The following is a 23,863-nucleotide window of genomic DNA, read 5'->3' as shown; positions in this document are numbered from 1 at the left end:
AGGCGGGGAAGGGAACGAAAAAAGGGCCGCGAATGCGGCCCTAAGACTGCTGACAAAACCAAATCAGGGTGAGTCTGGCAGCAATGAATAAGCTCAATGCGTAGGGAACACGGTCATAGGAGGAAAGCGTCCCGCGCCACGGACGGCGCGGGCCGAGCGGGCCATGGATGGCGGTTTTTGCGTCTTTCCGATCTGACCGTGTTCCCTACGCTGGCTCGGACTTACCGCTACCGGGCCGGACTTTGTCAACAATCTCAGGGCCGCAAATGCGGCCCGGCAGAAGGGAATTAAGGCAGTTTCTTAACCTGCTTAACGTCCATCTCAATGCTATTGAAATCTTTATCCAGTTCACCCGTCAGCTCAACGTTATCTTTGGGCGTGATGGTCTGGCCGTTCCAGTGCTTGTGGTCGATTTCGACCTTCATGGTGCCCGTCTGGTCGCGGAACAGATAATCTTCCTTGCCGATCTGTTTCTCCAGCTTGCCGTGCACGGTGATCCAGCTGTCATCTTTCATCTCTTCAGCCTGCTTCACGGTCACCACACTGGTGTGATCGGCACTGAAGCCGCCCTGACCGGATGCTGACGGCGTCTGTGCGGCTGGCGCACTGGGATCAACAAATCCGCCCTGCTGTGCAGCGAAAACCGGGGCGGAAGCCAGCATAACGACGGCCAGAATTGCAGCGTGCTTTTTCATGGTGTACCCCTTTCTCAGTGGTGTTTTCGGTTTGAATAGGCCCAGTTGACCACAGAGTTCTTAACAGCTTCTTAAGCGTGAAAAATAAGCCATTTTCGCCGAAATCAGCTGTACAGTGAGGAAGTTGCTTCGTATAAAGCGCTATCGGAACAGGGAGACGTGATGCGTATTTTACTGATTGAAGACGATCGCTTGATTGGCGACGGTATCAAAGCGGGGCTGAGTAAACTGGGCTTCAGCGTTGACTGGTTTACGTCTGGTGAGTCGGGCTGTAACGCGCTGGAGGCCGCGCCCTGGGATGCGGTGATCCTGGACCTTTCTCTGCCTGAGCGGGATGGACTCGATATCCTGCGGCAGTGGCGGCAGCAGGGAAATGATGTGCCGGTCCTGATACTGACTGCCCGCGATGCGCTCGATCAGCGGGTTGAAGGCCTGCAGATGGGAGCCGATGACTATCTGTGCAAACCCTTTGCCTTAACCGAAGTGGCCGCGCGCCTGCAGGCGCTAATACGCCGCCGTCACGGTCAGCTGCAGCCCGAACTCCGTCACGGTAACGTGGTACTGATCCCCGGCAGCCATAGCGTCATGCGCGATGACGAAGCGATTGAGCTGAAAAGCCGTGAACTGGCGCTGCTGGAACTCTTTATGCGCAACCCGGGCCGGGTGCTGACGCGCAGCCAGCTGGAAGAGAAGCTCTACAGCTGGGATGCCGATGTCTCCAGCAACGCGGTAGAAGTGCATATCCATCATCTGCGTAAAAAGCTGGGCAGCGCGTTTATCCGCACGCTGCACGGCGTCGGTTATACCCTGGGAGCCGCTGAATGCGATCAATGAGCCTGTTTCTGCGGCTGGGCATCGGTTTCGTGCTGCTGCTCGGCATCTGCTGGGCCAGTGCCAGCCTGAGTGCCTGGCATCAGACCCGTGAAACCCTTGATGAGCTGTTTGATACCCAGCAGATGCTGCTGGCCAAGCGTCTGCTGACGCTGGATTTCTCTTCGCTGGACAACACCACGTTGCCCCGAACCAAAGCGATGCTGCGGCACCATCGTGGCGATCAGGATGACGATGCCCTGGCCTTTGCTGTCTTTACCCGTGACGGCAGGCAGGTAATGAATGATGGCGATAATGGCCGCTATCTGCCGTTTGAGGCGGACTATCAGGGATTTCATGAAGGACAGCTCACCAATGATGACGATCGCTGGCGGTTTGTCTGGCTGACCACGCCGGATCAGAAGTTCCGGATAGTCGTCGGTCAGGAGTCGGAATACCGCGACGACATAACACAGGAGCTGATGAAAGCCAGTATGCTGCCCTGGCTGATCGCGCTGCCGTTTATGCTGCTGTTGCTCATCGGACTGGTCTGGTCTGAACTGCGACCGTTGAAGACGCTGGCGCAGCAGCTGGCGCAGCGCGCGCCTGATGACGATACGCCGCTGCAGGCAGACCGCGTGCCGAAAGAGGTACAGCCGCTGATGATGGCGCTTAATGGCCTGTTCAGCCGCATCAGCGCCATGATGCAGCGTGAACGACGCTTTACCTCCGATGCCGCACATGAGCTGCGCAGTCCACTGGCCGCGCTGCAGGTGCAAAGCGAAGTGATCCAGCTGACGGCGGATGACGAAGTGATGCGAACCCACGCGCTGCAACAGCTGGATGCCGGCATTGTCCGCGCTACGCGGCTGGTGGATCAGCTGCTGACGCTCTCGCGGGTTGAAGCCGATGATGCACGCAGCGCCTTCGAACCGGTGGCGCTGAAACGCACGGTGCAGGAGACGATCGCCGCACAATTGCCGCTGGCGGATAAAACCGGCGTCACGCTGCGGCTGCACGCTGAGGCCGATCCGCAGATTCAGGGACATCCGCTGCTGCTGTCACTGCTGGTGCGAAATCTGCTGGATAACGCCATTCGCTATACGCCTGCGGGCAGCGAAGTCGATGTGCGGTTGCAGGCAAACAGCCTGTCGGTGGAGGATAACGGTGAGGGTCTGAGTGCTGCCGACCTGCAACGGCTCGGTGAGCGTTTCTGGCGACCGCCAGGTCAGGAGAAGAGCGGGAGCGGGCTGGGATTATCGATAGTGCGTAATATTGCCCAGTTGCATGGTATGCAGGTTACGTTCAGCCAGCGACCCGGCGGCGGCTTGTGCGTCACGCTACGCTGGTCAGCGCCCGCCCCGTAAGGCGGGCGCTGCCAATCAAATCTCGACCTGGGTGCCCAGCTCAATCACGCGGTTTGGCGGGATCTCAAACTGGTCTGGCGCACGGAGCGCATTGCGCTGCAGCGCCAGGAAGAGTTTGCCGCGCAGGCGCAGATACCACGGCCGTTTGCCGATGATCAGCGACTCATGCGACATGAAGAACGAGGTCTCCATCATGCGGCAGTTGAGTCCTTCCAGCCCGCAACGGTGGAAAATCTCCTCGACGTTTGGCGTCTCACGCCAGCCGTAGCTTGCCACCACCCGCCAGAAGGTCGGCGACAGCTGCTCAATGGTGACACGACGCACGTTGTGCACGTATGGCGCATCTTCAGTGCGCAACGTCAGCAGCACGACCCGCTCATGCAACACTTTGTTGTGCTTGAGGTTGTGCAGCATGGCAAACGGAATCACATTCAGGGCACGCGACATATAGACCGCTGTGCCCGGTACGCGAACCGGCGGCGATTTCTCCAGCGACGCGATCATCGCCTCCAGGGAGTTACCATGTTCGTGCATGCGGCGCAGCAGACGGAAACGTTCGCTTTTCCACGTCGTCATAATGATAAACATCACCAGACCGAGACAGAGCGGCAGCCAGCCACCAGAGAAAATTTTCACCAGGTTGGCGGTAAACAGCGGCACGTCGATGCAGAGCATCAGCACCAGGATGACAGCGACCGCCAGCTTGTTCCAGTGCCAGTTTTTAACCGCCACGGTGCAGGAGAGCATTGCCGTCAGCACCATGGTGCCGGTCACCGCAATACCGTAGGCTGCAGCCAGATTACTTGAATGCTCAAAGCTGATAATGACAATCAGCACGGCGAAATAGAGCACCCAGTTGATCACCGGAATATAAATCTGGCCCGATTCGCGCTCAGAAGTGTGGATGATACGCATCCCTGGCAGATAACCCAGTCGCACCGCCTGACGCGTCAGCGAGAAGACGCCGGAGATGACTGCCTGTGAGGCGATAACGGTGGCCAGCGTTGCCAGAATCAGCATCGGGATTAGCGCCCAGTCCGGGGCCAGCAGGAAGAAGGGGTTTTTAATTGCTTTAGGATCGCTGAGTAACAGCGCGCCCTGACCAAAGTAGTTCAGCACCAGCGACGGCAGCACCACCGAAAACCAGGCCAGCCGAATCGGCACTTTACCGAAGTGACCCATATCGGCATAAAGCGCCTCGACCCCGGTAATCGCCAGCACAACTGCACCGAGGGCGAAGAACGAAACGGACTTATAGTGCAGGAAGAATTCCACCGCATAGGCAGGATTCAGCGCATGCAGCACGTCCGGGTTTCGCATGATGCCCATGACACCCAGGATCGCCAGCACCAGAAACCAGACCAGCATTACCGGAGCGAAGAGTTTACCCACCATACCGGTGCCATGCTTCTGAATGGCAAAGAGCAGCGTCAGCACCGCAATCGACATCGGCACAATAAAGGGATCCAGCGACGGCGCAGCAATCTCCAGGCCTTCGATGGCGGACATCACCGAAATGGCTGGCGTGATCACCACCTCTCCATAGAAGAAGCTGCCACCAATCAGGCCCATGATCACCAGCACCGCCGTGGCGCGTGCACCGGTATGGCGACCTGCCAGCGACATCAGGGTCAGAATCCCGCCTTCCCCGGCGTTGTCGGCACGCATCACATAACTGATGTACTTCAGTGAGACCACCAGCACCAGCAGCCAGAAAATCAGCGACAGAAAGCCAAATACGGCTTCCCGCTCAACGCCGAAACCAAACTGTCCGGAGAGACATTCACGCAAGGTATACAGCGGACTGGTGCCGATATCCCCGTAAACAACACCAATAGCGGCCAGCGTTAATCCGCGAAGTGACTGCTTATTATCCGAGCTCATAGAGTTATCTTTTGTTGGAGTCTAAGAGGTGCAAAAACCCCTCGCTCAGGCCATCAAAAAGCGCACAGTATGCACGGTTTAACGAAAATTCCTATACCCGCTTCGCCTCGCGGTCAGGGTAACGGGGTCATTTCAGACGATAAATTGTCATCCGGCACCACTTTAAAACAGGCAAACCTTCTGAAACAAAAAAGCTGACAGCTATCAACGCTTTCACGCATGATGATCTATAGAGTAAGGCGCTTGCTTAAGCGCGGCGGCCCGACGATCGTAAGGACATTGATGTGATTATGGCTCAACCCCATCTTTTGGCAGAAAGAATTTCTCGCCTTAGCAATGCGTTAGAAAAAGGATTATATGAACGGCACCATGCCATTCGCCTTTGCCTGCTGGCCGCGCTGAGCGGTGAAAGCGTGTTTCTGCTGGGACCGCCGGGCATCGCCAAGAGCCTGATTGCCCGCCGCCTTAAATATGCCTTTCAGCACGCCCGCGCCTTTGAATATCTGATGACCCGTTTCTCCACGCCGGAAGAAGTGTTTGGCCCGCTCTCCATTCAGGCACTGAAAGACGAAGGGCGCTACCAGCGTCTCACTAAAGGGTATCTGCCCGACGCCGAGATTGTTTTTCTGGATGAGATCTGGAAAGCCGGCCCGGCGATTCTGAATACCCTGCTGACCGCTATCAATGAGCGCCGCTTCCGCAATGGTGACAGCGAAGAGACCATCCCGATGCGGCTGCTGGTCACCGCCTCCAACGAACTGCCGGAAGCGGATAGCGGTCTTGAGGCGCTCTATGATCGAATGCTGATCCGCCTGTGGCTGGATAACGTGCATGAGAAGCAGAACTTTCGCAGCATGCTGACCCACCAGCAGGATGAGCACACCAATCCGGTCGCGGAATCCCTGCGCATCAGTGATGAAGAGTATGCGCAGTGGCAGCTCGGCATCAGCCAGGTCAGCCTGCCCGATGCCGTCTTTGAGCTGATTTATCAGCTGCGTCAGCAACTGGAGAGCCAGCCTGCCGCACCTTACATTTCCGATCGTCGCTGGAAAAAAGCCATCCATCTGCTGCAGGCCAGCGCCTTCTACAGCGGTCGCAATACCATTGCCCCGATAGACCTGATCCTGCTGAAAGATTGCCTCTGGCACGACGTCGCCTCCATGCAGTTGCTGGAGCGAGAAATCGATCAGCTGATGACGCAGCATGCCTGGCAGCAGCAGCCAATGCTGCTGAAACTGCAGCAGATCAAAGCGCGTCGCCTGGCTCTGCAACAGCAGCAGAGCATCGCGCAGGCGATCACTCTGGAAAGACACAGCGGCATGTTCAGCCGCAAGCCCCATTACGATCTGCCGGAAAGCTTTACCGATGAGCAACTGACGCTGATGCTGCAAAAGCCGCTAATGCTGCACGACATGCAGGTAAGCCATATTGTGATTGCGCGTGATGCCCTGAATCAGTGGCTGCAGAAAGGCGGTGAGGTTCGCGGCAAGCTCAATGGGATTGGCTTTGCACAAAGCCTGGATTTACAGGTGGATGCGCAGCACTGCCTGGCTATCCGTGATGTGAGCCTGCAATCGTCACGTCTGATGCTGCCAGGCGTCAGCAACAGCGAACCGTTGCCCGGTGAGATTACCGATGCGCTGGATGCGCTGGAAAGTGAGCTGCGGTCGCAGCGTCATCTGTTCAGCCAGCATCAGCGCTGCCTGTTTATCAGTGATGACTGGCTGGCGCGGGTCGAAACCAGCCTGCAGGATGTAGCGGAACAGCTGAAACAGGCGCGTAAATGATCTCAGTCGAGACGCTGAGCACGCTGCTCTCAGTGGGTGAGACCGAACTGATTGAAGAGCTGATTATTGCCCTGCTGGCGTCCCCGCAGCTGGCGCTGTTTTTTGAAAAATTCCCCGGGCTGAAAAAAGCGCTGCTGCGCGATGTGCCACGCTGGCGAGCGGAGATTAGTGCTGAACTCAAAGCCACGCCGGTTCCGGCCACGCTGGCCGAGGAATTTCAGCTGTTCCAGCGCATCCAGCTCCTCAGCGATCGTGAGTTCAGCCAGCAACTGACTGCCACACTTGAGGCGCTTCAAAGCCTGCCGTCTCCTTTTCTTGATGAAGCTAACCGGCTGCTGCAGCACACCGATATCAGCCATCTCAGCAGCGCGCAGCACCAGCTTTTTTTACAGCGCTGGCGGCTGAGCCTGACCTTACAGACTCTGACGCTGAATCAGGATTTGCTGGAGCAGCAGCGCGAACGCCTGCTGGCGGAACTGCAGCAGCGCATGGCACTGAGCGGTCAGCTGGCTCCGATTCTCAGTGACGATGATGAAGCCGCCGCTGGCCGGCTGTGGGACATGAGCAAAGCGTCACTGCAGCCCGGCGACTATCAGCTGATGCTGCAATATGGCGACTTTCTGGCGCAGCAACCGGAGCTGCTGAAGCTGGCCCAGCAACTGGGTCGCAGCCGCGAGGCAAAATCGGTGCCGTCACAGGATGCCCCGATGGAAGCTTTTCATCATCTGGTGCAGGAGCCTGCGTCCGTGCCGGAAGAGGTCAGCGGCATTCATCAGAGCGATGACGTGCTGCGACTGTTACCGCCGGAGTTAGCCGCGCTGAGCATCAGTGAACTGGAGCTGGAATTTTACCGGCGGCTGGTCGAGAAACGGCTGCTGACCTATAAGCTGCAGGGCGATGCCTGGCATGAAAAGGTGACGATGCGTCCGGCCAGCCACCAGCAGCATGAAGAGCAGCCGCGCGGACCGTTTATCGTCTGCGTCGATACCTCCGGGTCGATGGGGGGCTTTAATGAGCGTTGCGCTAAAGCCTTTTGTCTGGCACTGCTGAAGGTCGCGCTGGCCGATCGCCGTCGCTGCTACATCATGCTGTTTGCGCATGAGGTAATTGGCTATGAGCTGACCGGTGAGGACGGACTGGAGCAGGCGATTCGCTTTCTGAGCCAGCGTTTCCGTGGCGGCACCGATCTGGCCGCCTGTCTCTCTTCGGTTGTCACCCGAATGGAAGGCGCACTGTGGGAGGAAGCCGATGCGGTGATCGTTTCCGATTTTATTGCCCAGCGTCTGCCGGAAGAGGTCATCGGGGCGATCAAAAAGCGCCAGCGACATAATCAGCAACGTTTTCACGCCGTGGCAATGTCGGCCCACGGGAAACCCGGTATTCTGCGCATCTTCGACCATATCTGGCGCTTCGACACCGGCATGAAAAGCCGCCTGCTGCGCCACTGGCGCCGTTAAGAGTCTGTCCCGACAGGCGTAATTGTTGCAGGCAGTCTGGACACGGACAGCGCGGAACAACCGGAGCGTACACGTAGTACGTGAGGATTACTCGCTGTGCTCGCCCCTTCAGGGCCGCCCTGACGGGCGTTCAGGTTGCTAAAGCAGCCTGTGTGAGCACTGCCCAGGTTCAGACTGGCAAATAAAATAGCCTGACGGGCAGGCTCTAAGTCATCTTGCAGAAATGCTTATTTGCTATAGTGAATTACCGTTTCACTTACTCAGCAATCTGGAGCTTCCTGTGACGCTTGCTCAACCCCATCGCGATCTGCCTGCACCGACGCGGACGTTATTGCTCTCCGGCCAGAACATAGAACAAAAACGTGCCGAATTGCTGGCCTATTTTCATCAGACCTGGGAACAGTATGAAAGTCTGTTCACCTGTCTGGCCGATTCACAGGCCTGGTTTACCAAAGCCATTCCGCTGCGCCATCCATTAATCTTCTATTTTGGTCACACCGCCACCTTCTACATTAATAAGCTGATGGCCGGACGCCTCATTGATGCGCGTCTGGACGATCGTATCGAAGCGATGATGGCGATTGGTGTGGATGAGATGAGCTGGGACGATCTCAACGACAGTCACTATGACTGGCCCACCATTGATGAAGTCCGTGAATACCGTAACCGCGTTAAAGCGCTGGTCAGCGATCTGATCCAGACCCTACCGATCACGCTGCCGATCAGCTGGGAGAGCCCGGCCTGGGTGATCCTGATGGGCATTGAGCATGAGCGTATTCATCTGGAAACGTCCAGCGTGCTGATCCGCCAGTTACCGGTTGAGTGGGTCAGACCGCAGGCCGCGTGGCCGGTCTGTCCGATGGCGCGCCATCAGCGTGAAGCTGTTCCGGCCAATGCCCTGCTGCCGATGCCAGGCGGCACCGTCACGCTGGGTAAAACCGACGATACCTACGGCTGGGATAATGAATATGGCCGCCAGCAGGTTGCGCTGCAGCCTTTCCAGGCGAGCAAAATGCTGGTCAGCAATGCGGAATTCATGGCGTTCGTTGAGGCGGGCGGTTATCAGGATGCCCGCTGGTGGGATGATGAAGGCTGGGGCTGGTGTCAGTTTGCCAAAGCAGAGATGCCCACCTTCTGGGTCGGCACGCCTGCGATGCCCGATCAGCTTAAACTGCGTCTGATGTGTGAAGAAGTGGCGATGCCGTGGGACTGGCCTGCTGAGGTCAATCAGCTGGAAGCAGCCGCCTTCTGCCGCTGGAAAGCGGAACAGACCGGCATGAGCGTTCAGCTCCCATGTGAAGCGGAGTGGGCTCAACTGCGCGAGCAGGTTGCGGGCGATCAGCCGGACTGGGAACCGACGCCGGGCAACATTAACCTGGCGTACTGGGCGTCCTCCTCGCCGGTCGATCTCTTCGCCCAGGGCGCGTTCTTCGATATCGTAGGTAACGTCTGGCAATGGACGACCACGCCGACCAATGGCTTTGAAGGCTTCAAAGTCCACCCGCTTTACGATGATTTCTCTACCCCGACCTTCGATGGCAAACATTCCCTGATCAAAGGCGGCAGCTGGATCTCGACCGGCAATGAGGCGCTGAAATCGGCACGCTATGCGTTCCGCCGCCACTTCTTCCAGCACGCCGGTTTCCGCTACGTGGTGTCCAGCCATCAGGAGACCATGGCGCTGAACCCGTATGAATCCGACGCGATGGTGTCGCAGTACCTCGACTTCCAGTATGGCCCGCGCTATTTCGGCGTGGATAACTATGCCGAGAGCCTGGTGAAGCTGGCGCTTAACTACACCTCAGCCCGTGGCGATGCACTGGATATCGGCTGTGCCACCGGACGCGCCAGTTTTGAACTGGCTCGCCACTTTGAACGAGTCACCGGAATGGACTACTCGGCCCGCTTCATCGATGTGGCGCTGCAGCTGGCCAGCGGCGAAGACTTCCGCTATCTGCTGCCTCAGGAAGGCGATCTGGTGGAGTATCGTCAGGTTCGCCTGAAAGATTTTGCGCTGGAGAGCGAACTGGCACAGCGGATTCAGTTTGTTCAGGGCGACGCCTGTAACCTGAAGCCGCAGCCGGGTCGTTACGATCTGGTGCTCGCCTCCAACCTGATCGACCGCCTGCGCCAGCCTGCTCGTTTCCTGCGGGATGTCACGCCGATGCTGCGTCAGGGCGGTATTCTGCTGCTCTCATCGCCTTATACCTGGCTGGAAGATTTCACGCCGAAGGAGAACTGGCTGGGCGGCGTGCGGGAAAATGGTGAGGCGCTGACCACGCTGCAGGCACTGCAACGTCTGCTGGCAGCCGACTTCGAACTGGTCGGTGAACCGCAGGATAAACCCTTTGTGATCCGCGAAACGGCCCGCAAGTTCCAGCACACGCTGGCGCAGGTCACCGTCTGGCGCAAACGCTAAGTGAACCGGCAGCGGCGCCCGTCGCTGCCGGTAGTTGCCTGAACCGCTATTTTGCTGCACATTCACCCTTGTTTACTTAAAGCAGACCAATAACGAGGATGGCCATGGCCGAACATCTGCAGCTCGATAACCTGGATCGCGGCATTCTGAATGCCCTGCTGGATAATGCGCGCACCGCTTACGCCGAGCTGGCAAAACAGTTTAATGTCAGCCCCGGCACCATTCATGTGCGTGTGGAAAAGATGAAGCAGGCGGGCATTATCCTGGGCACCCGGGTTGATATCGATCCGCGTCAGCTGGGATTTGATGTCTGCTGTTTTATCGGCATTATCCTCAAGAGCGCACGAGACTATCCGGCGGCACTGAGCAAACTGGAGGCGCTGGATGAAGTGGTTGAGGCCTGGTACACCACCGGGCACTACAGCATCTTTATTAAAGTGATGTGCCGGTCAATCGACGCCCTGCAACAGGTGCTGATCAACAAGATCCAGACTATTGATGAAATCCAGTCGACGGAAACCCTGATCTCGCTGCAAAACCCGATCATGCGCACCATCAAGCCCTGATCCTCCCTGCCTTGTGCATAATCTTATCCCTGACGAATGTGGCGGCTGACAACGGCTGCGTTCGCTTCTCCTGATCTATTAACCCTGTTGTCCACAGGTGGATCACTGCTTGATCACAGCGTACAATGCTCGCCTTAATCTCCGGGAGAGCAAGATGGCCGATATTACCTTAATCAGTGGCAGTACTCTGGGTAGCGCAGAGTATGTGGCTGAACATCTGGAAGAAAAATTACAGGAAGCGGGCTTCTCAACGCAGATGCTGCATGGCCCGGAGCTGGATGAGGTGCCGCAGGAGGGTATCTGGCTGGTGGTCTGCTCAACCCACGGTGCAGGCGATATTCCCGACAATCTGCTGCCGCTGTTCGAAGCCATTCGTGACAGCCAGCCCGATCTCTCTCAGGTTCGCTTTGGGGCGATTGGACTCGGTAATCATGAATATGATCTCTTTTGTGGCGCGATCCGCCAGATAGAAGCGCTGTTAATTGCTCAGGGTGCCCGGCAGATCGGCGATCGTCTTGAGATTGACGTGCTGGAGCATGAGATCCCTGAAGATCCGGCGGAAGCCTGGCTGGAAAGCTGGAAAAAGGCGATCTGAATGGGGCTGGGGATCGCGAAATAGTCATGATCCCCAGTGGAAGATGCTGATTTTATCCTTTCCCGCTCGTTTATTTTGTGGATAACTACCCTATTTTACTGCGTATAACCGGTAGTTATCCAAAGAATAACGGTAGAATGATTTTTGAGCTGTGGATAACATGGCGTTTTGATCCCAGCTTATACGGATCAGGATCACCGATCACTCACAGGTAGTGATCCTCTTCATCCTGTTGTTTCTGCAATGCTTCTGGCACATATCCACAGAAAACAGGGATCCTAATAAGAGATCTAACAGAAAGATCATATACAGATCTAAGATCCTTTCTTTTAAAACCGGACGATCCCGCGGCTTTCACCCCAGACGGAATTTGAGTAGAATCCACGCCCCAGGACGACGATCCTGCAAGTTCATCAACCGAGGTACCACTTCATGTTTTATCAGGATCCTTTTGACGTCATCGTAATTGGTGGTGGTCATGCGGGCACCGAAGCCGCAATGGCGGCAGCCCGAATGGGTCAGCAAACCCTGTTACTCACCCATAACATTGATACGCTTGGACAAATGTCCTGTAACCCGGCGATTGGTGGTATTGGCAAAGGACATTTGGTAAAGGAAGTGGATGCCCTGGGTGGTCTGATGGCCAGTGCGATTGACCAGGCGGGTATTCAGTTCAGGATACTAAACGCCAGCAAAGGCCCGGCAGTACGGGCGACCCGTGCTCAGGCCGATCGCGTGCTTTATCGCCAGGCGGTGCGTACGGCACTGGAGAATCAGCCCAATCTGATGATCTTCCAGCAGGCGGTCGACGATCTTATCGTGGAAAACGATCGTGTCGTGGGTGCCGTCACTCAGATGGGACTGAAGTTCCGCGCGAAAACTGTCGTTCTTACCGTCGGAACATTCCTTGACGGCAAAATTCATATCGGTCTGGACAATTACAGCGGCGGTCGCGCTGGCGATCCCCCGTCCATTCCACTGGCAAAACGACTGCGTGCGCTGCCGCTGCGGGTAAACCGCCTCAAGACCGGTACGCCACCGCGTATCGATGCGCGCACCATCGATTTTTCAGTGCTCAGCCCGCAGCACGGCGATAACCCGATGCCGGTCTTCTCGTTTATGGGCAATGCCTCTCAGCATCCGCAGCAGGTGCCGTGCTGGATCACGCATACCAACGAGAAAACCCATGAGGTGATCCGCAATAACCTGGATCGCAGCCCGATGTACGCCGGGATCATTGAAGGGATCGGCCCACGCTACTGCCCGTCGATCGAAGACAAAGTGATGCGTTTTGCCGATCGCAACTCGCATCAGATCTTCCTGGAGCCGGAAGGGCTGACCAGCAATGAGATCTACCCGAACGGTATCTCGACCAGTCTGCCTTTTGATGTGCAGATTCAGATCGTCCGGTCGATGCAGGGCATGGAGAATGCGAAGATCGTGCGTCCGGGCTATGCCATCGAGTATGACTTCTTCGATCCGCGCGATCTCAAACCGACGCTGGAAAGTAAATTTATTCACGGCCTGTTCTTTGCCGGACAGATCAACGGCACAACCGGCTACGAAGAAGCGGCTGCGCAGGGAATGCTGGCCGGTCTGAATGCGGCCCGTCAGTCTGCCGACAAAGAGGGCTGGGCACCACGTCGTGATCAGGCTTATCTCGGCGTACTGGTGGATGACCTCTGCACACTTGGCACCAAAGAGCCGTACCGGATGTTTACCTCCCGTGCGGAATACCGCCTGATGCTGCGCGAAGACAATGCTGACCTGCGCCTGACCGAAACCGGCCGTGAACTGGGCCTGGTGGATGATGCGCGCTGGGCGCGTTTCAATCAGAAGCTGGAAGCGATTGAACAGGAGCGTCAGCGCCTGCGCGATATCTGGGTTCATCCGAAGTCAGAGCACGTGACCGAAGTGAACACGGTACTCAGCGCGCCGCTGACTAAAGAAGCGAGCGGTGAAGATTTGCTACGCCGTCCTGAGCTGACCTATCTGAAGCTGATGACGCTGGATGCCTTTGGTCCGGCACTGACTGATGAGCAGGCTGCTGAGCAGGTTGAGATTCAGGTCAAATATGAAGGGTATATCGCGCGTCAGCAGGAAGAGATCGATCGCCAGCTGCGTAATGAGAATACGCTGCTGCCGGTAGAACTCGACTACCGTCAGGTGAATGGCCTCTCGAACGAGGTGATCGCCAAGCTGAACGATCACAAACCCGTGTCGATTGGTCAGGCAACGCGTATTTCCGGTATTACTCCGGCGGCCATCTCAATTCTGCTTATCTATCTGAAAAAACAGGGTCTGCTGCGCAAAAGCGCCTGATCTGAAACGGGGCGAGGCGACTCGCCCCCGCTGAATGGACTTATGCTGTGATTAACACACTCACGTCGCTGCTAAAGGCAGCCGGTATTTCCCTCTCCGATCAACAAAAACAGCAGCTGGTTGCCTATGTCGGCCTGCTGGATAAGTGGAACAAAGCCTACAATCTGACATCCGTGCGCGATCCGCAGCAGATGCTGGTTCGCCATATCCTCGACAGCATTGTGGTGGCACCGCATCTGAAAGGTTCGCGTTTCATTGATGTCGGCACCGGTCCCGGTCTGCCTGGCATTCCGCTGGCTATCGTGATGCCCGATGCGCACTTTACGCTGCTCGACAGTCTGGGCAAGCGGGTGCGGTTCCTGCGTCAGGTTCAGCATGAGTTAGGACTCACTAACATTACTCCGGTACAGAGCCGGGTTGAGGCGTTCCCGGCTGAGCCACCTTTTGATGGCGTCATCAGCCGTGCATTCGCCTCGCTGACCGACATGGTGAACTGGTGTCACCATCTGCCTGGCGGAGAAGGGCGCTTTTATGCGCTCAAAGGTGTCCGTCCGGACGATGAAATGGCTGAGTTGCCCGCTGGCTATGTCTCTGATGCAGTGATAAAGCTGCAGGTGCCTCAGCTGGAAGGTGACCGTCATCTGGTCATTATTCGTCACCAGCAGGCCTGAGTTTCCAGAAATTTAATGCTTATCTGCCAGGGTTTTTATCAGGGTATGGATGAAAAAAGTGCAGATGATGCGCTATCAATAAAAGATTTTGATTAAGCCCTGGCTGAGCGAAGGTTAAAAACGGAGACGGAAATTATCCGAAAAGCTCTGTTACATTTAACGTTTAATTCACATTCAGTTATCAGAAATATCACTTGTATAGGCGGGTCGCGGAATAAAAGTAGTCACGCCGGAAAATATATCGTGGTAATAACTTTGCGTACGTAATATCAATTTCACGATTCTCATGCACAGTTCGATGTCAATAGCGTGTTTTCTGTGAAAATAGTCTTGCGGACGCATTTTTGTAATTTCAATATTCTGATTTTAAAGGATTAATCTGTTTTGCAGATTGTTCTTAAATAGACCGCAGATAAAACTCAATGTCGTGTGAGTGCTTATTATGTGATCTAAAGCACGCTTTAAAAGCAAGATGCGAGTGAATTTTCAGTCAGATTCGGGTGAATCTCTGCAGGGTAATCTTTGGAAAAATAGCCCTCCGGAAAGAAATTTAAATAATTGTTCACCTTTTCGCTACTTACCGATTGAAATCGCAGGTGCGGCCCGTATAATTTGCACGGCTTTTGCTGCTTGACTCAACTGCGCAAAGGCAGTCTTATACGACACGCGACATACCCCTAACGGGGCAGGAGAGTATCAGCGTCATGTCAGTGTCTCTTTACAGTGTAAAATTCGCCCGAACGGTGCTGATGATTCAGCTGGTGACGATAGTCATCATCGGCGGACTCTTTGCTGTTAAAGATGTCACCTGGGGTGTCTCTGCTCTTGCTGGCGGAGCGGCAGCCTGGCTGCCAAACGTATTGTTTTTGTTTTTAGCCTGGCGCCTGCAGGGGCAACCCCCCGCTTCGGGGCGAGTCGCGTGGAGCTTCGCTTTAGGTGAAATTGCTAAAGTGTTTGCGACCATCATTTTGCTCATTGTGGCGTTGGGTCTGTTCGGGGCGGTCTTCTGGCCGGTCGGAATAACCTGGTTATCGGTGCTGGTGGTTCAAATGCTGGCACCGGCGGTAATTAACAACAAAGGGTAAGAGGCATCATGGCTGCAGGAGAAATCTCTACTCCGCAAGAGTACATTGGTCACCACCTGACTCATCTTCAGTTGGACCTGCGTACCTTCGAGTTAGTGAATCCGCACGACGCTCCCGCGACGTTCTGGGTATTAAATATCGATTCCATGTTTTTCTCTATGGTGCTGGGAATCATCTTCCTGGTGTTGTTCCGTAGCGTGGCGAAGTCTGCTACCAGCGGTGTACCAGGGAAAATGCAGGCGGCTATCGAACTGGTTGTCGGTTTCGTTGATAGTAACGTGCGCGACATGTATCACGGTAAGAGCAAACTTATCGCCCCGCTGGCTCTGACAATTTTTGTCTGGGTCTTCCTGATGAACTTCATGGATCTGCTGCCAATCGACCTGCTGCCATATATTGGTGAGCACGTATTGGGGTTACCGGCGCTGCGCGTCGTACCGTCTGCAGACGTGAACATCACGCTATCTATGGCGTTGGGCGTATTTATTTTGATTCTGTTCTACAGCATCAAAATGAAAGGCATTGGCGGCTTCACGAAAGAGCTGACGCTGCAGCCTTTTAACCACCCGATCTTCATCCCGATCAACCTGATTCTGGAAGGTGTGAGCCTTCTGTCTAAGCCTGTGTCACTGGGTTTACGACTGTTCGGTAACATGTATGCGGGTGAACTGATCTTTATCCTTATTGCCGGTCTGTTGCCGTGGTGGTCGCAGTGGGTGCTGAATGTGCCGTGGGCCATTTTCCACATCCTGATCATTTCGCTACAGGCTTTCATTTTCATGGTCCTCACGATTGTCTATCTGTCGATGGCATCTGAAGAGCATTGATTTTTTTCTCAACACTACTTTCCCTCTTGATTCCGGGTTGCAGCGTACTCCGCTGAAGCCCGGAAGATGAAGGGAGCATTTAACTGAAACAAACTGGAGACTGTCATGGAAAACCTGAATATGGATCTGCTGTACATGGCTGCCGCTGTGATGATGGGCCTGGCGGCAATCGGTGCTGCGATCGGTATCGGCATCCTCGGAGGAAAATTCCTGGAAGGCGCTGCTCGTCAGCCTGACCTGATTCCTCTGCTGCGTACGCAGTTCTTTGTTGTAATGGGTCTGGTGGATGCAATCCCGATGATCGCTGTTGGTCTGGGTCTGTACGTGATGTTTGCTGTCGCCTAAAGCCCTGTGTTCACTCAGCGCACAATGTGCAGGGGTGAACGGATTCTGCCGCTTATCACAACGATAACGGCAGAAAAGTTAAATACTCAATCTAGAGGCATTGTGCTGTGAACATTAATGCAACAATCCTCGGCCAGGCTATCGCGTTCATCCTGTTTGTCGCGTTCTGCATGAAGTACGTATGGCCGCCGCTCATGGCTGCTATCGAAAAGCGCCAGAAAGAAATTGCTGAAGGCCTTGCTTCTGCTGAACGTGCAAAGAAAGATTTGGATCTCGCGCAGGCTAATGCGACCGACCAGCTGAAAAAAGCCAAAGAAGACGCTCAGGTCATTATCGAGCAAGCGAACAAGCGTCGCGCGCAGATTCTGGACGAAGCGAAAACCGAAGCTGAAAACGAACGTAATCGCATCGTGACACAAGCGCAGGCTGAAATTGATGCCGAACGTAAACGTGCACGTGAAGAACTGCGTAAGCAGGTTGCGTTGCTGGCTATGGCTGGCGCCGAGAAGATCATCGAACGCTCCGTGGATGAAGCTGCTAACAGCGACATCGTTGATAAACTGGTCGCTGAACTGTAAGGAGGGAGGGGCTGATGTCTGATCTGATTACTGTAGCTCGCCCCTACGCCAAAGCAGCTTTTGACTTTGCTGTTGAGCATCAAAGTATAGAACGCTGGCAACAGATGCTGGCGTTTGCCGCAGAAGTGGCTCGCAATGAACAGATGGCTGATCTTCTCTCCGGTGCATTAGCACCTGAAGCGCTGGCAGCGTCGTTTAACGCAGTCTGTGGTGATCAACTGGATGAACCCGCGCAGAACCTGATTAAGGTGATGGCGGAAAACGGACGTTTGACAGCGCTTCCGGCTGTACTGGCCCAATACATCGAACTGCGTGACGCTCATGAAGCCACCGCTGAAGTTGATGTTATCTCCGCCAGTACGCTGAGTGACGACCAGCTGAATAAAATCAGCGCCGCGATGGAAAAACGTCTGTCACGCAAAGTTAAGCTGAATTGCAAAATTGATAAGTCTGTGATGGCAGGCGTGATCATCCGTTCGGGTGATCTGGTTATTGATGGCAGCGTACGCGGCCGTCTTGACCGTCTGGCTGACGTCTTGCAGTCTTAAGGGGACTGGAGCATATGCAACTGAATTCCACCGAAATCAGCGAACTGATCAAGCAGCGCATTGCTCAGTTCAATGTCGTGAGTGAAGCTCACAACGAAGGTACGATTGTTTCTGTAAGTGACGGTATCATCCGCGTACACGGCCTGGCCGATGTGATGCAGGGTGAGATGATTGCCCTGCCGGGTAACCGTTACGCTATCGCCCTGAACCTCGAGCGTGACTCGGTTGGTGCAGTGGTGATGGGTCCTTACGCTGACCTCGCCGAAGGCATGAAGGTTAAGTGTACTGGCCGTATTCTTGAAGTACCGGTAGGCCGTGGCCTGCTGGGCCGCGTGGTGAACACCCTGGGTGCGCCAATCGACGGTAAAGGCGCAATCGACAACGACGGTTTCTCACCGGTCGAAGTGATTGCACCTGGCGTTATCGATCGTCAGTCAGTCGACCAGCCGGTTCAGACCGGTTATAAGTCGGTCGATGCGATGATTCCAATCGGCCGTGGCCAGCGTGAGCTGATCATCGGTGACCGTCAGACCGGTAAAACCGCGATGGCGATCGATGCGATCATCAACCAGCGCGACTCAGGCATCAAGTGTGTCTACGTTGCGATTGGTCAGAAAGCCTCAACCATCTCTAACGTGGTTCGTAAGCTGGAAGAGCATGGCGCACTGCAGAACACCATCGTTGTTGTGGCGTCTGCTTCTGAATCAGCTGCACTGCAGTATCTCTCTCCGTACGCAGGTTGTGCGATGGGCGAATACTTCCGTGACCGTGGTGAAGACGCGCTGATCGTATACGATGACCTCTCCAAGCAGGCTATCGCTTACCGTCAAATCTCTCTGCTGCTGCGCCGTCCACCAGGCCGTGAAGCGTTCCCTGGCGACGTGTTCTATCTCCACTCCCGTCTGCTGGAACGTGCATCACGCGTAAGCGCTGATTATGTTGAGCGTTTCACCAATGGCGCAGTGACAGGTAAAACCGGTTCACTGACCGCGCTCCCGATCATCGAAACCCAGGCGGGCGACGTTTCTGCGTTCGTTCCGACCAACGTAATCTCGATTACTGATGGTCAGATCTTCCTGGAATCGAACCTGTTTAACTCCGGTATTCGTCCGGCCGTTAACCCAGGTATTTCGGTATCCCGCGTTGGTGGTGCTGCACAGACCAAGATCATCAAGAAACTGTCCGGTGGTATCCGTACCGCGCTGGCACAGTATCGTGAACTGGCGGCGTTCTCGCAGTTCGCATCTGATCTGGATGATGCCACCCGCAAACAGCTGAGCCATGGTCAGAAAGTGACCGAGCTGCTGAAGCAGAAACAGTATGCGCCGATGTCTGTCGCGCAGCAGGGTCTGGTTCTGTTCGCTGCAGAGCGTGGCTACCTGAACGACGTTGAACTGGCAAAAATTGGCAGCTTCGAAGCTGCACTGCTGGCCTTCGCCGATCGCGACCACGCTGAGCTGATGGCTGAAATCAACCAGTCGGGTAACTTTAACAACGATATCGAAGCGAAGCTGAAAGGCCTGATCGATACGTTTAAAGCAACCCAGTCCTGGTAATGTCTGGCGGCTTGTCTGAAAAGGCAGGCCGCAAGGCTTTGAGGAGAAGCTAATGGCCGGCGCAAAAGAGATACGAAGCAAGATTGGAAGCGTGAAAAACACGCAGAAGATCACCAAAGCGATGGAAATGGTCGCCGCCTCCAAGATGCGTAAAACGCAGGAACGCATGGCGGCCAGCCGTCCGTATGCAGACACCATGCGCAAAGTGATTGGTCACCTTGCGTTGGGTAATCTGGAATACAAGCACCCTTACCTGGAACAGCGCGACGTCAAGCGCGTCGGCTACCTGGTCGTTTCTACAGACCGCGGGCTTTGTGGTGGTTTGAACATTAACCTGTTCAAAAAATTACTGGCGGATATGAAGTCCTGGTCCGATAAAGGCGTGCAGAGCGATCTGTCGATTATCGGTTCAAAAGGGGCGTCATTCTTCAGTGCTGTGGGTGGCAACATTGTGGCGCAAGTCAGCGGCATGGGCGATAAACCTGCCCTGTCTGATCTGATTGGCCCGGTAAAAGTGATGTTGCAGGCTTATGATGAAGGCCGCATCGACAAACTGATGATCGTCAGTAACAAGTTCAATAACACCATGTCTCAGACTCCGACCATCACCCAACTGCTGCCGTTAGCGCCAGCGGAAGGTGAAGAAGAGATGAAGGCGAAGACCTGGGATTACCTGTACGAACCCGATCCGAAAGCGCTGCTGGATACCCTGCTGCGTCGTTATGTCGAATCGCAGGTTTATCAGGGTGTGGTGGAAAATCTGGCCAGTGAGCAGGCTGCACGTATGGTGGCGATGAAAGCCGCAACCGACAACGGCGGAAATCTGATCAAAGAGCTGCAGTTGGTATACAACAAAGCTCGTCAGGCCAGCATCACCCAGGAACTTACCGAGATCGTCTCGGGGGCCTCCGCGGTTTAACCAGGTTTGGAATTAGGTAGAGGATTCAAGATGGCAACTGGAAAGATTGTCCAGATTATCGGCGCCGTTGTTGACGTCGAATTCCCTCAGGACGCGGTACCGCAAGTGTACAGCGCTCTCGAGGTGATGAATGGTGATGCGCGTCTGGTGCTGGAAGTACAGCAGCAGCTCGGCGGCGGCGTAGTTCGTACCATCGCAATGGGTACGTCTGACGGCCTGAAGCGTGGTCTGAACGTCAACGACCTGCAGAAACCTATTCAGGTTCCGGTCGGTAAAGCGACCCTGGGCCGTATCATGAACGTTCTCGGCGAGCCAATCGACATGAAAGGCGAGCTGAAAGAAGAAGACGGCAGTGCAGTAGAGATCGCCTCTATTCACCGCGCAGCGCCTTCTTATGAAGATCAGTCTAACTCGCAGGAACTGCTGGAAACCGGCATCAAGGTTATCGACCTGATGTGTCCGTTTGCCAAAGGCGGTAAAGTGGGTCTGTTCGGTGGTGCGGGTGTCGGTAAAACCGTCAACATGATGGAACTGATCCGTAACATCGCGGCTGAACACTCAGGTTACTCTGTGTTTGCCGGTGTGGGTGAGCGTACTCGTGAGGGTAACGACTTCTACCACGAAATGACTGACTCAAACGTTATCGATAAAGTTGCGCTGGTCTATGGCCAGATGAACGAGCCGCCGGGTAACCGTCTGCGCGTTGCACTGACCGGTCTGACCATGGCGGAAAAATTCCGTGATGAAGGCCGCGACGTTCTGCTGTTCATCGATAACATCTACCGTTATACCCTGGCCGGTACAGAAGTTTCTGCACTGCTGGGTCGTATGCCATCTGCGGTAGGTTACCAGCCAACGCTGGCAGAAGAGATGGGCGTGTTGCAGGAGCGTATTACCTCCACCAAGACTGGTTCAATCACCTCCGTACAGGCCGTTTACGTCCCTGCGGATGACCTGACTGACCCATCACCAGCAACCACCTTTGCGCACTTAGACTCAACGGTAACGCTGAGCCGTCAGATCGCCTCTCTGGGTATCTACCCGGCCGTTGACCCGCTGGACTCTACCAGCCGTCAGCTGGATCCGCTGGTTGTCGGTCAGGAACACTATGATGTTGCGCGTGGCGTTCAGTCACTGCTGCAGCGTTATCAGGAACTGAAAGACATCATCGCCATCCTCGGTATGGATGAGCTGTCTGAAGAAGACAAACTGCTGGTGGCACGTGCGCGTAAAATTCAGCGCTTCCTGTCTCAGCCGTTCTTCGTTGCGGAAGTATTCACCGGTTCACCGGGTAAATACGTTACGCTGAAAGACACTATCCGTGGCTTTAAAGGCATCATGGAAGGTGAGTTTGACCACCTGCCAGAGCAGGCCTTCTACATGGTTGGTGCCATCGAAGAAGCCGTGGAAAAAGCGAAGAAACTGTAATAACGGTTTCCCGGGAGGAAGATTATGGCTATGACTTATCACCTGGATGTGGTCAGCGCAGAGGAGCAATTGTTCTCTGGTCTGGTACAGAAAATTCAGGTGTCAGGTAGCGAAGGTGAACTGGGGATTTTCCCTGGCCATGCGCCGCTGCTGACTGCCATTAAGCCTGGAATGATCCGTATCGTGAAACAGCACGGCGAAGAGGAGTATATCTACCTCTCTGGCGGCGTGCTGGAAGTGCAACCGGGCAGCAGCACCGTTCTGGCCGATACCGCGATTCGCGGTACCGATCTGGACGAAGCGCGTGCTCTGGAAGCAAAACGCAAAGCAGAAGAGCACATGAACAGCAGCCACGGCGACGTGGACTATGCTCAGGCCTCTGCCGAGCTGGCGAAAGCCATTGCTAAACTGCGCGTGATCGAACTGACCAAAAAAGCGATGTAATCCAGCTTTATGCGTCACGAAATGCCAGCCCTCGGGCTGGCATTTTTTTTGTCTGCGGCGCCCGATCTGCCCGTCCGCCTAATTTCGGCCTGAGAAAAATGTAGTAATCTCAACCCCAAACCGTTTTACTTTCACCCGTAAAAATTCACTCAGGATAGTTATGTCTAACAGTGCGATGAGTGTGGTGATCCTTGCTGCTGGCAAGGGCACCCGTATGTATTCCGATCTGCCTAAAGTTCTGCATACGCTGGCAGGCAAACCGATGGTTCAGCACGTCATTGATGCTGCCAAAGGGCTGGGCGCACAGCAGGTGCATCTGGTCTATGGTCATGGCGGCGATCGCCTGAAAGCGACACTTACCGACAGCACGCTGAACTGGGTGCTGCAGGCTGAGCAGCTCGGCACCGGCCACGCCATGCAGCAGGCCGCGCCCGCCTTCGCCGATGATGAAGATATCATGATGCTCTATGGCGACGTGCCGCTGATCTCTCAGGCGACATTACAGCGTCTGCGCGAAGCAAAACCACAGGGCGGCATTGGCTTACTTACCGTGGTACTGGACGACCCGACCGGCTATGGCCGCATCGTGCGTGAGAACGACACCATCACCGGCATTATCGAACAGAAAGATGCCAGCCCGGCGCAGCTCACGATTAAAGAGATCAACACCGGTATTCTGATTGCCAACGGCGGCGATTTAAAACGCTGGCTGTCACAGCTCACCAACAACAATGCGCAGGGTGAGTATTACATCACCGATATTATCGCGCTGGCACATCAGGAAGGTCGGGTGATCAACGCGGTTCATCCGGCACGCATCAGTGAGACCGATGGCGTGAATAACCGTCTGCAGCTGGCGACATTAGAACGCACATACCAGGCTGAACAGGCTGAAAAACTGCTGCTGGCCGGCGTGATGCTGCGCGATCCGGCACGGTTTGATCTGCGCGGAACGCTGGCGCATGGACGGGATGTCGAAATCGACACTAACGTTATTATTGAAGGCCAGGTCACGCTGGGCTCGCGCGTCAAAATCGGCGCGGGCTGCATCATCAAAAACAGCGTGATCGGCGATGATTGTAAAATCAGCCCCTATACGGTGATCGAGGATGCTCATCTCGCTACCGCCTGTACCGTCGGGCCCTTTGCCCGTCTGCGTCCTGGCAGCGATTTGGCCGACGCTGCCCACGTGGGCAACTTCGTCGAAATGAAGAAAGCGCGTCTGGGCAAGGGATCGAAAGCGGGTCACCTCTCCTATCTTGGCGATGCGGAGATTGGCGACAACGTGAACATCGGTGCAGGCACCATCACCTGCAACTACGATGGCGCGAACAAATTCAAAACCGTGATTGGCGATGACGTATTTGTAGGCTCAGATACGCAGCTGGTGGCTCCGGTCAGCGTCGCGGCAGGCACTACCATTGCGGCAGGCACCACCATCATGAAAGATGTGACCGAAGCCGGTCTGGTCTATAACCGTAAAGAGCAGAATCACAAAGCGGACTGGCAGCGTCCGGTGAAGAAAAAATAAAATTTTTAACGGCCCGCTTTATGCGGGCC

At 55.2% G+C, this 23,863-nt stretch carries 21 protein-coding genes; 19 read left to right on the top strand and 2 right to left on the bottom strand.

From position 1 onward, the window contains the following. Positions 1–287 precede the first annotated feature (287 nt). Positions 288–695 (bottom strand): YgiW/YdeI family stress tolerance OB fold protein, encoded by a 408-nt coding sequence (locus tag EGO56_RS00365; RefSeq protein ID WP_135907402.1) that lies wholly within the window; start codon positions 693–695, stop codon positions 288–290. A 162-nt stretch (positions 696–857) separates the two neighbouring features. On the opposite strand from EGO56_RS00365, the gene qseB reads away from it, so the two are divergent. Together qseB and qseC are read left to right on the top strand one after the other, a co-directional pair. Next, positions 858–1,529, top strand: coding sequence for a quorum sensing response regulator transcription factor QseB (gene qseB / locus EGO56_RS00360; protein ID WP_135907401.1), 672 nt, complete (start codon positions 858–860; stop codon positions 1,527–1,529). Next, complete coding sequence (qseC, locus tag EGO56_RS00355) at positions 1,517–2,872, top strand: quorum sensing histidine kinase QseC (RefSeq protein WP_135907400.1); 1,356 nt, start codon at positions 1,517–1,519, stop codon at positions 2,870–2,872. Before qseB ends, qseC begins: the two co-directional genes overlap by 13 nt. A gap of 15 nt (positions 2,873–2,887) precedes the next feature. Here qseC and kup read toward each other — a convergent pair whose 3' ends face one another. Continuing rightward, positions 2,888–4,756, bottom strand: a complete 1,869-nt coding sequence (kup, locus tag EGO56_RS00350; RefSeq protein ID WP_013359553.1) for a low affinity potassium transporter Kup — start codon at positions 4,754–4,756, stop codon at positions 2,888–2,890. A gap of 290 nt (positions 4,757–5,046) precedes the next feature. On the opposite strand from kup, the gene ravA reads away from it, so the two are divergent. The 17 genes from ravA (at position 5,047) to glmU (ending at position 23,834) form a co-directional block, all read left to right on the top strand. After that, positions 5,047–6,543: an ATPase RavA gene (ravA, locus tag EGO56_RS00345; RefSeq protein ID WP_107320142.1), complete on the top strand. Its 1,497-nt coding sequence runs from the start codon at positions 5,047–5,049 to the stop codon at positions 6,541–6,543. Further along, positions 6,540–8,000: an ATPase RavA stimulator ViaA gene (gene viaA / locus EGO56_RS00340; RefSeq protein WP_135907399.1), complete on the top strand. Its 1,461-nt coding sequence runs from the start codon at positions 6,540–6,542 to the stop codon at positions 7,998–8,000. The genes ravA and viaA overlap by 4 nt, the downstream gene beginning before the upstream one ends. A 280-nt stretch (positions 8,001–8,280) precedes the next feature. Further along, entirely contained in the window at positions 8,281–10,419 is a 2,139-nt protein-coding gene (ovoA, locus tag EGO56_RS00335; RefSeq protein ID WP_135907398.1) for a 5-histidylcysteine sulfoxide synthase, read from the top strand. Positions 10,420–10,523: 104 nt separating this feature from the next. After that, the gene (gene asnC / locus EGO56_RS00330) at positions 10,524–10,985 is read left to right on the top strand and encodes a transcriptional regulator AsnC (protein ID WP_013359557.1); all 462 of its coding nucleotides are present in this window, start codon (positions 10,524–10,526) and stop codon (positions 10,983–10,985) included. Positions 10,986–11,139: 154 nt separating this feature from the next. Next, positions 11,140–11,580 (top strand): FMN-binding protein MioC, encoded by a 441-nt coding sequence (gene mioC / locus EGO56_RS00325; RefSeq protein ID WP_013359558.1) that lies wholly within the window; start codon positions 11,140–11,142, stop codon positions 11,578–11,580. Positions 11,581–12,012: 432 nt separating this feature from the next. After that, on the top strand, positions 12,013–13,902 hold the full coding sequence (gene mnmG / locus EGO56_RS00320) for a tRNA uridine-5-carboxymethylaminomethyl(34) synthesis enzyme MnmG (protein WP_135907397.1): 1,890 nt from the start codon (positions 12,013–12,015) through the stop codon (positions 13,900–13,902). 47 nt (positions 13,903–13,949) lie between these two features. Next, entirely contained in the window at positions 13,950–14,573 is a 624-nt protein-coding gene (gene rsmG, locus EGO56_RS00315; RefSeq protein WP_135907396.1) for a 16S rRNA (guanine(527)-N(7))-methyltransferase RsmG, read from the top strand. 704 nt (positions 14,574–15,277) lie between these two features. Then, positions 15,278–15,658, top strand: coding sequence for a F0F1 ATP synthase subunit I (atpI, locus tag EGO56_RS00310; protein ID WP_013359561.1), 381 nt, complete (start codon positions 15,278–15,280; stop codon positions 15,656–15,658). An 8-nt stretch (positions 15,659–15,666) separates the two neighbouring features. Further along, positions 15,667–16,485, top strand: a complete 819-nt coding sequence (gene atpB / locus EGO56_RS00305; protein WP_003849506.1) for a F0F1 ATP synthase subunit A — start codon at positions 15,667–15,669, stop codon at positions 16,483–16,485. Between the two features lie 105 nt (positions 16,486–16,590). Continuing rightward, a complete protein-coding gene (gene atpE / locus EGO56_RS00300; RefSeq protein ID WP_003849523.1) occupies positions 16,591–16,830 on the top strand; it encodes a F0F1 ATP synthase subunit C in 240 nt (79 codons plus the stop codon). A gap of 107 nt (positions 16,831–16,937) precedes the next feature. Then, complete coding sequence (atpF, locus tag EGO56_RS00295) at positions 16,938–17,408, top strand: F0F1 ATP synthase subunit B (RefSeq protein WP_003849528.1); 471 nt, start codon at positions 16,938–16,940, stop codon at positions 17,406–17,408. Positions 17,409–17,422: 14 nt separating this feature from the next. Beyond that, positions 17,423–17,956, top strand: coding sequence for a F0F1 ATP synthase subunit delta (atpH, locus tag EGO56_RS00290; protein ID WP_003849530.1), 534 nt, complete (start codon positions 17,423–17,425; stop codon positions 17,954–17,956). Between the two features lie 14 nt (positions 17,957–17,970). Next, positions 17,971–19,512 (top strand): F0F1 ATP synthase subunit alpha, encoded by a 1,542-nt coding sequence (atpA, locus tag EGO56_RS00285; protein WP_003849532.1) that lies wholly within the window; start codon positions 17,971–17,973, stop codon positions 19,510–19,512. A 52-nt stretch (positions 19,513–19,564) separates the two neighbouring features. Then, complete coding sequence (gene atpG / locus EGO56_RS00280) at positions 19,565–20,431, top strand: F0F1 ATP synthase subunit gamma (protein ID WP_003849534.1); 867 nt, start codon at positions 19,565–19,567, stop codon at positions 20,429–20,431. A gap of 30 nt (positions 20,432–20,461) precedes the next feature. Next, positions 20,462–21,859, top strand: a complete 1,398-nt coding sequence (gene atpD / locus EGO56_RS00275; protein WP_008926373.1) for a F0F1 ATP synthase subunit beta — start codon at positions 20,462–20,464, stop codon at positions 21,857–21,859. Between the two features lie 24 nt (positions 21,860–21,883). Then, positions 21,884–22,303: a F0F1 ATP synthase subunit epsilon gene (locus tag EGO56_RS00270; RefSeq protein WP_008926374.1), complete on the top strand. Its 420-nt coding sequence runs from the start codon at positions 21,884–21,886 to the stop codon at positions 22,301–22,303. Between the two features lie 160 nt (positions 22,304–22,463). Further along, a complete protein-coding gene (glmU, locus tag EGO56_RS00265) occupies positions 22,464–23,834 on the top strand; it encodes a bifunctional UDP-N-acetylglucosamine diphosphorylase/glucosamine-1-phosphate N-acetyltransferase GlmU (protein ID WP_135907395.1) in 1,371 nt (456 codons plus the stop codon). Positions 23,835–23,863 lie beyond the last annotated feature (29 nt).

The sequence above is a fragment of the Pantoea vagans genome (assembly GCF_004792415.1).
Classification (GTDB): Bacteria; Pseudomonadota; Gammaproteobacteria; order Enterobacterales; family Enterobacteriaceae; genus Pantoea; species Pantoea vagans.
The sequence above is the reverse complement of the archived record's forward strand: the minus strand, read 5'-3'. Positions and strand labels throughout refer to the sequence as shown.

Bases quoted from the DNA above. Each gene is read 5' to 3' on its own strand.
- EGO56_RS00365 (WP_135907402.1), bottom strand. From the start codon at position 695: ATGAAAAAGCACGCTGCAATTCTGGCCGTCGTTATGCTGGCTTCCGCC.
- qseB (WP_135907401.1), top strand. From the start codon at position 858: ATGCGTATTTTACTGATTGAAGACGATCGCTTGATTGGCGACGGTATC.
- qseC (WP_135907400.1), top strand. From the start codon at position 1,517: ATGCGATCAATGAGCCTGTTTCTGCGGCTGGGCATCGGTTTCGTGCTG.
- kup (WP_013359553.1), bottom strand. From the start codon at position 4,756: ATGAGCTCGGATAATAAGCAGTCACTTCGCGGATTAACGCTGGCCGCT.
- ravA (WP_107320142.1), top strand. From the start codon at position 5,047: ATGGCTCAACCCCATCTTTTGGCAGAAAGAATTTCTCGCCTTAGCAAT.
- viaA (WP_135907399.1), top strand. From the start codon at position 6,540: ATGATCTCAGTCGAGACGCTGAGCACGCTGCTCTCAGTGGGTGAGACC.
- asnC (WP_013359557.1), top strand. From the start codon at position 10,524: ATGGCCGAACATCTGCAGCTCGATAACCTGGATCGCGGCATTCTGAAT.
- mioC (WP_013359558.1), top strand. From the start codon at position 11,140: ATGGCCGATATTACCTTAATCAGTGGCAGTACTCTGGGTAGCGCAGAG.
- mnmG (WP_135907397.1), top strand. From the start codon at position 12,013: ATGTTTTATCAGGATCCTTTTGACGTCATCGTAATTGGTGGTGGTCAT.
- atpI (WP_013359561.1), top strand. From the start codon at position 15,278: ATGTCAGTGTCTCTTTACAGTGTAAAATTCGCCCGAACGGTGCTGATG.
- atpB (WP_003849506.1), top strand. From the start codon at position 15,667: ATGGCTGCAGGAGAAATCTCTACTCCGCAAGAGTACATTGGTCACCAC.
- atpE (WP_003849523.1), top strand. From the start codon at position 16,591: ATGGAAAACCTGAATATGGATCTGCTGTACATGGCTGCCGCTGTGATG.
- atpH (WP_003849530.1), top strand. From the start codon at position 17,423: ATGTCTGATCTGATTACTGTAGCTCGCCCCTACGCCAAAGCAGCTTTT.
- atpA (WP_003849532.1), top strand. From the start codon at position 17,971: ATGCAACTGAATTCCACCGAAATCAGCGAACTGATCAAGCAGCGCATT.
- atpG (WP_003849534.1), top strand. From the start codon at position 19,565: ATGGCCGGCGCAAAAGAGATACGAAGCAAGATTGGAAGCGTGAAAAAC.
- atpD (WP_008926373.1), top strand. From the start codon at position 20,462: ATGGCAACTGGAAAGATTGTCCAGATTATCGGCGCCGTTGTTGACGTC.
- EGO56_RS00270 (WP_008926374.1), top strand. From the start codon at position 21,884: ATGGCTATGACTTATCACCTGGATGTGGTCAGCGCAGAGGAGCAATTG.
- glmU (WP_135907395.1), top strand. From the start codon at position 22,464: ATGTCTAACAGTGCGATGAGTGTGGTGATCCTTGCTGCTGGCAAGGGC.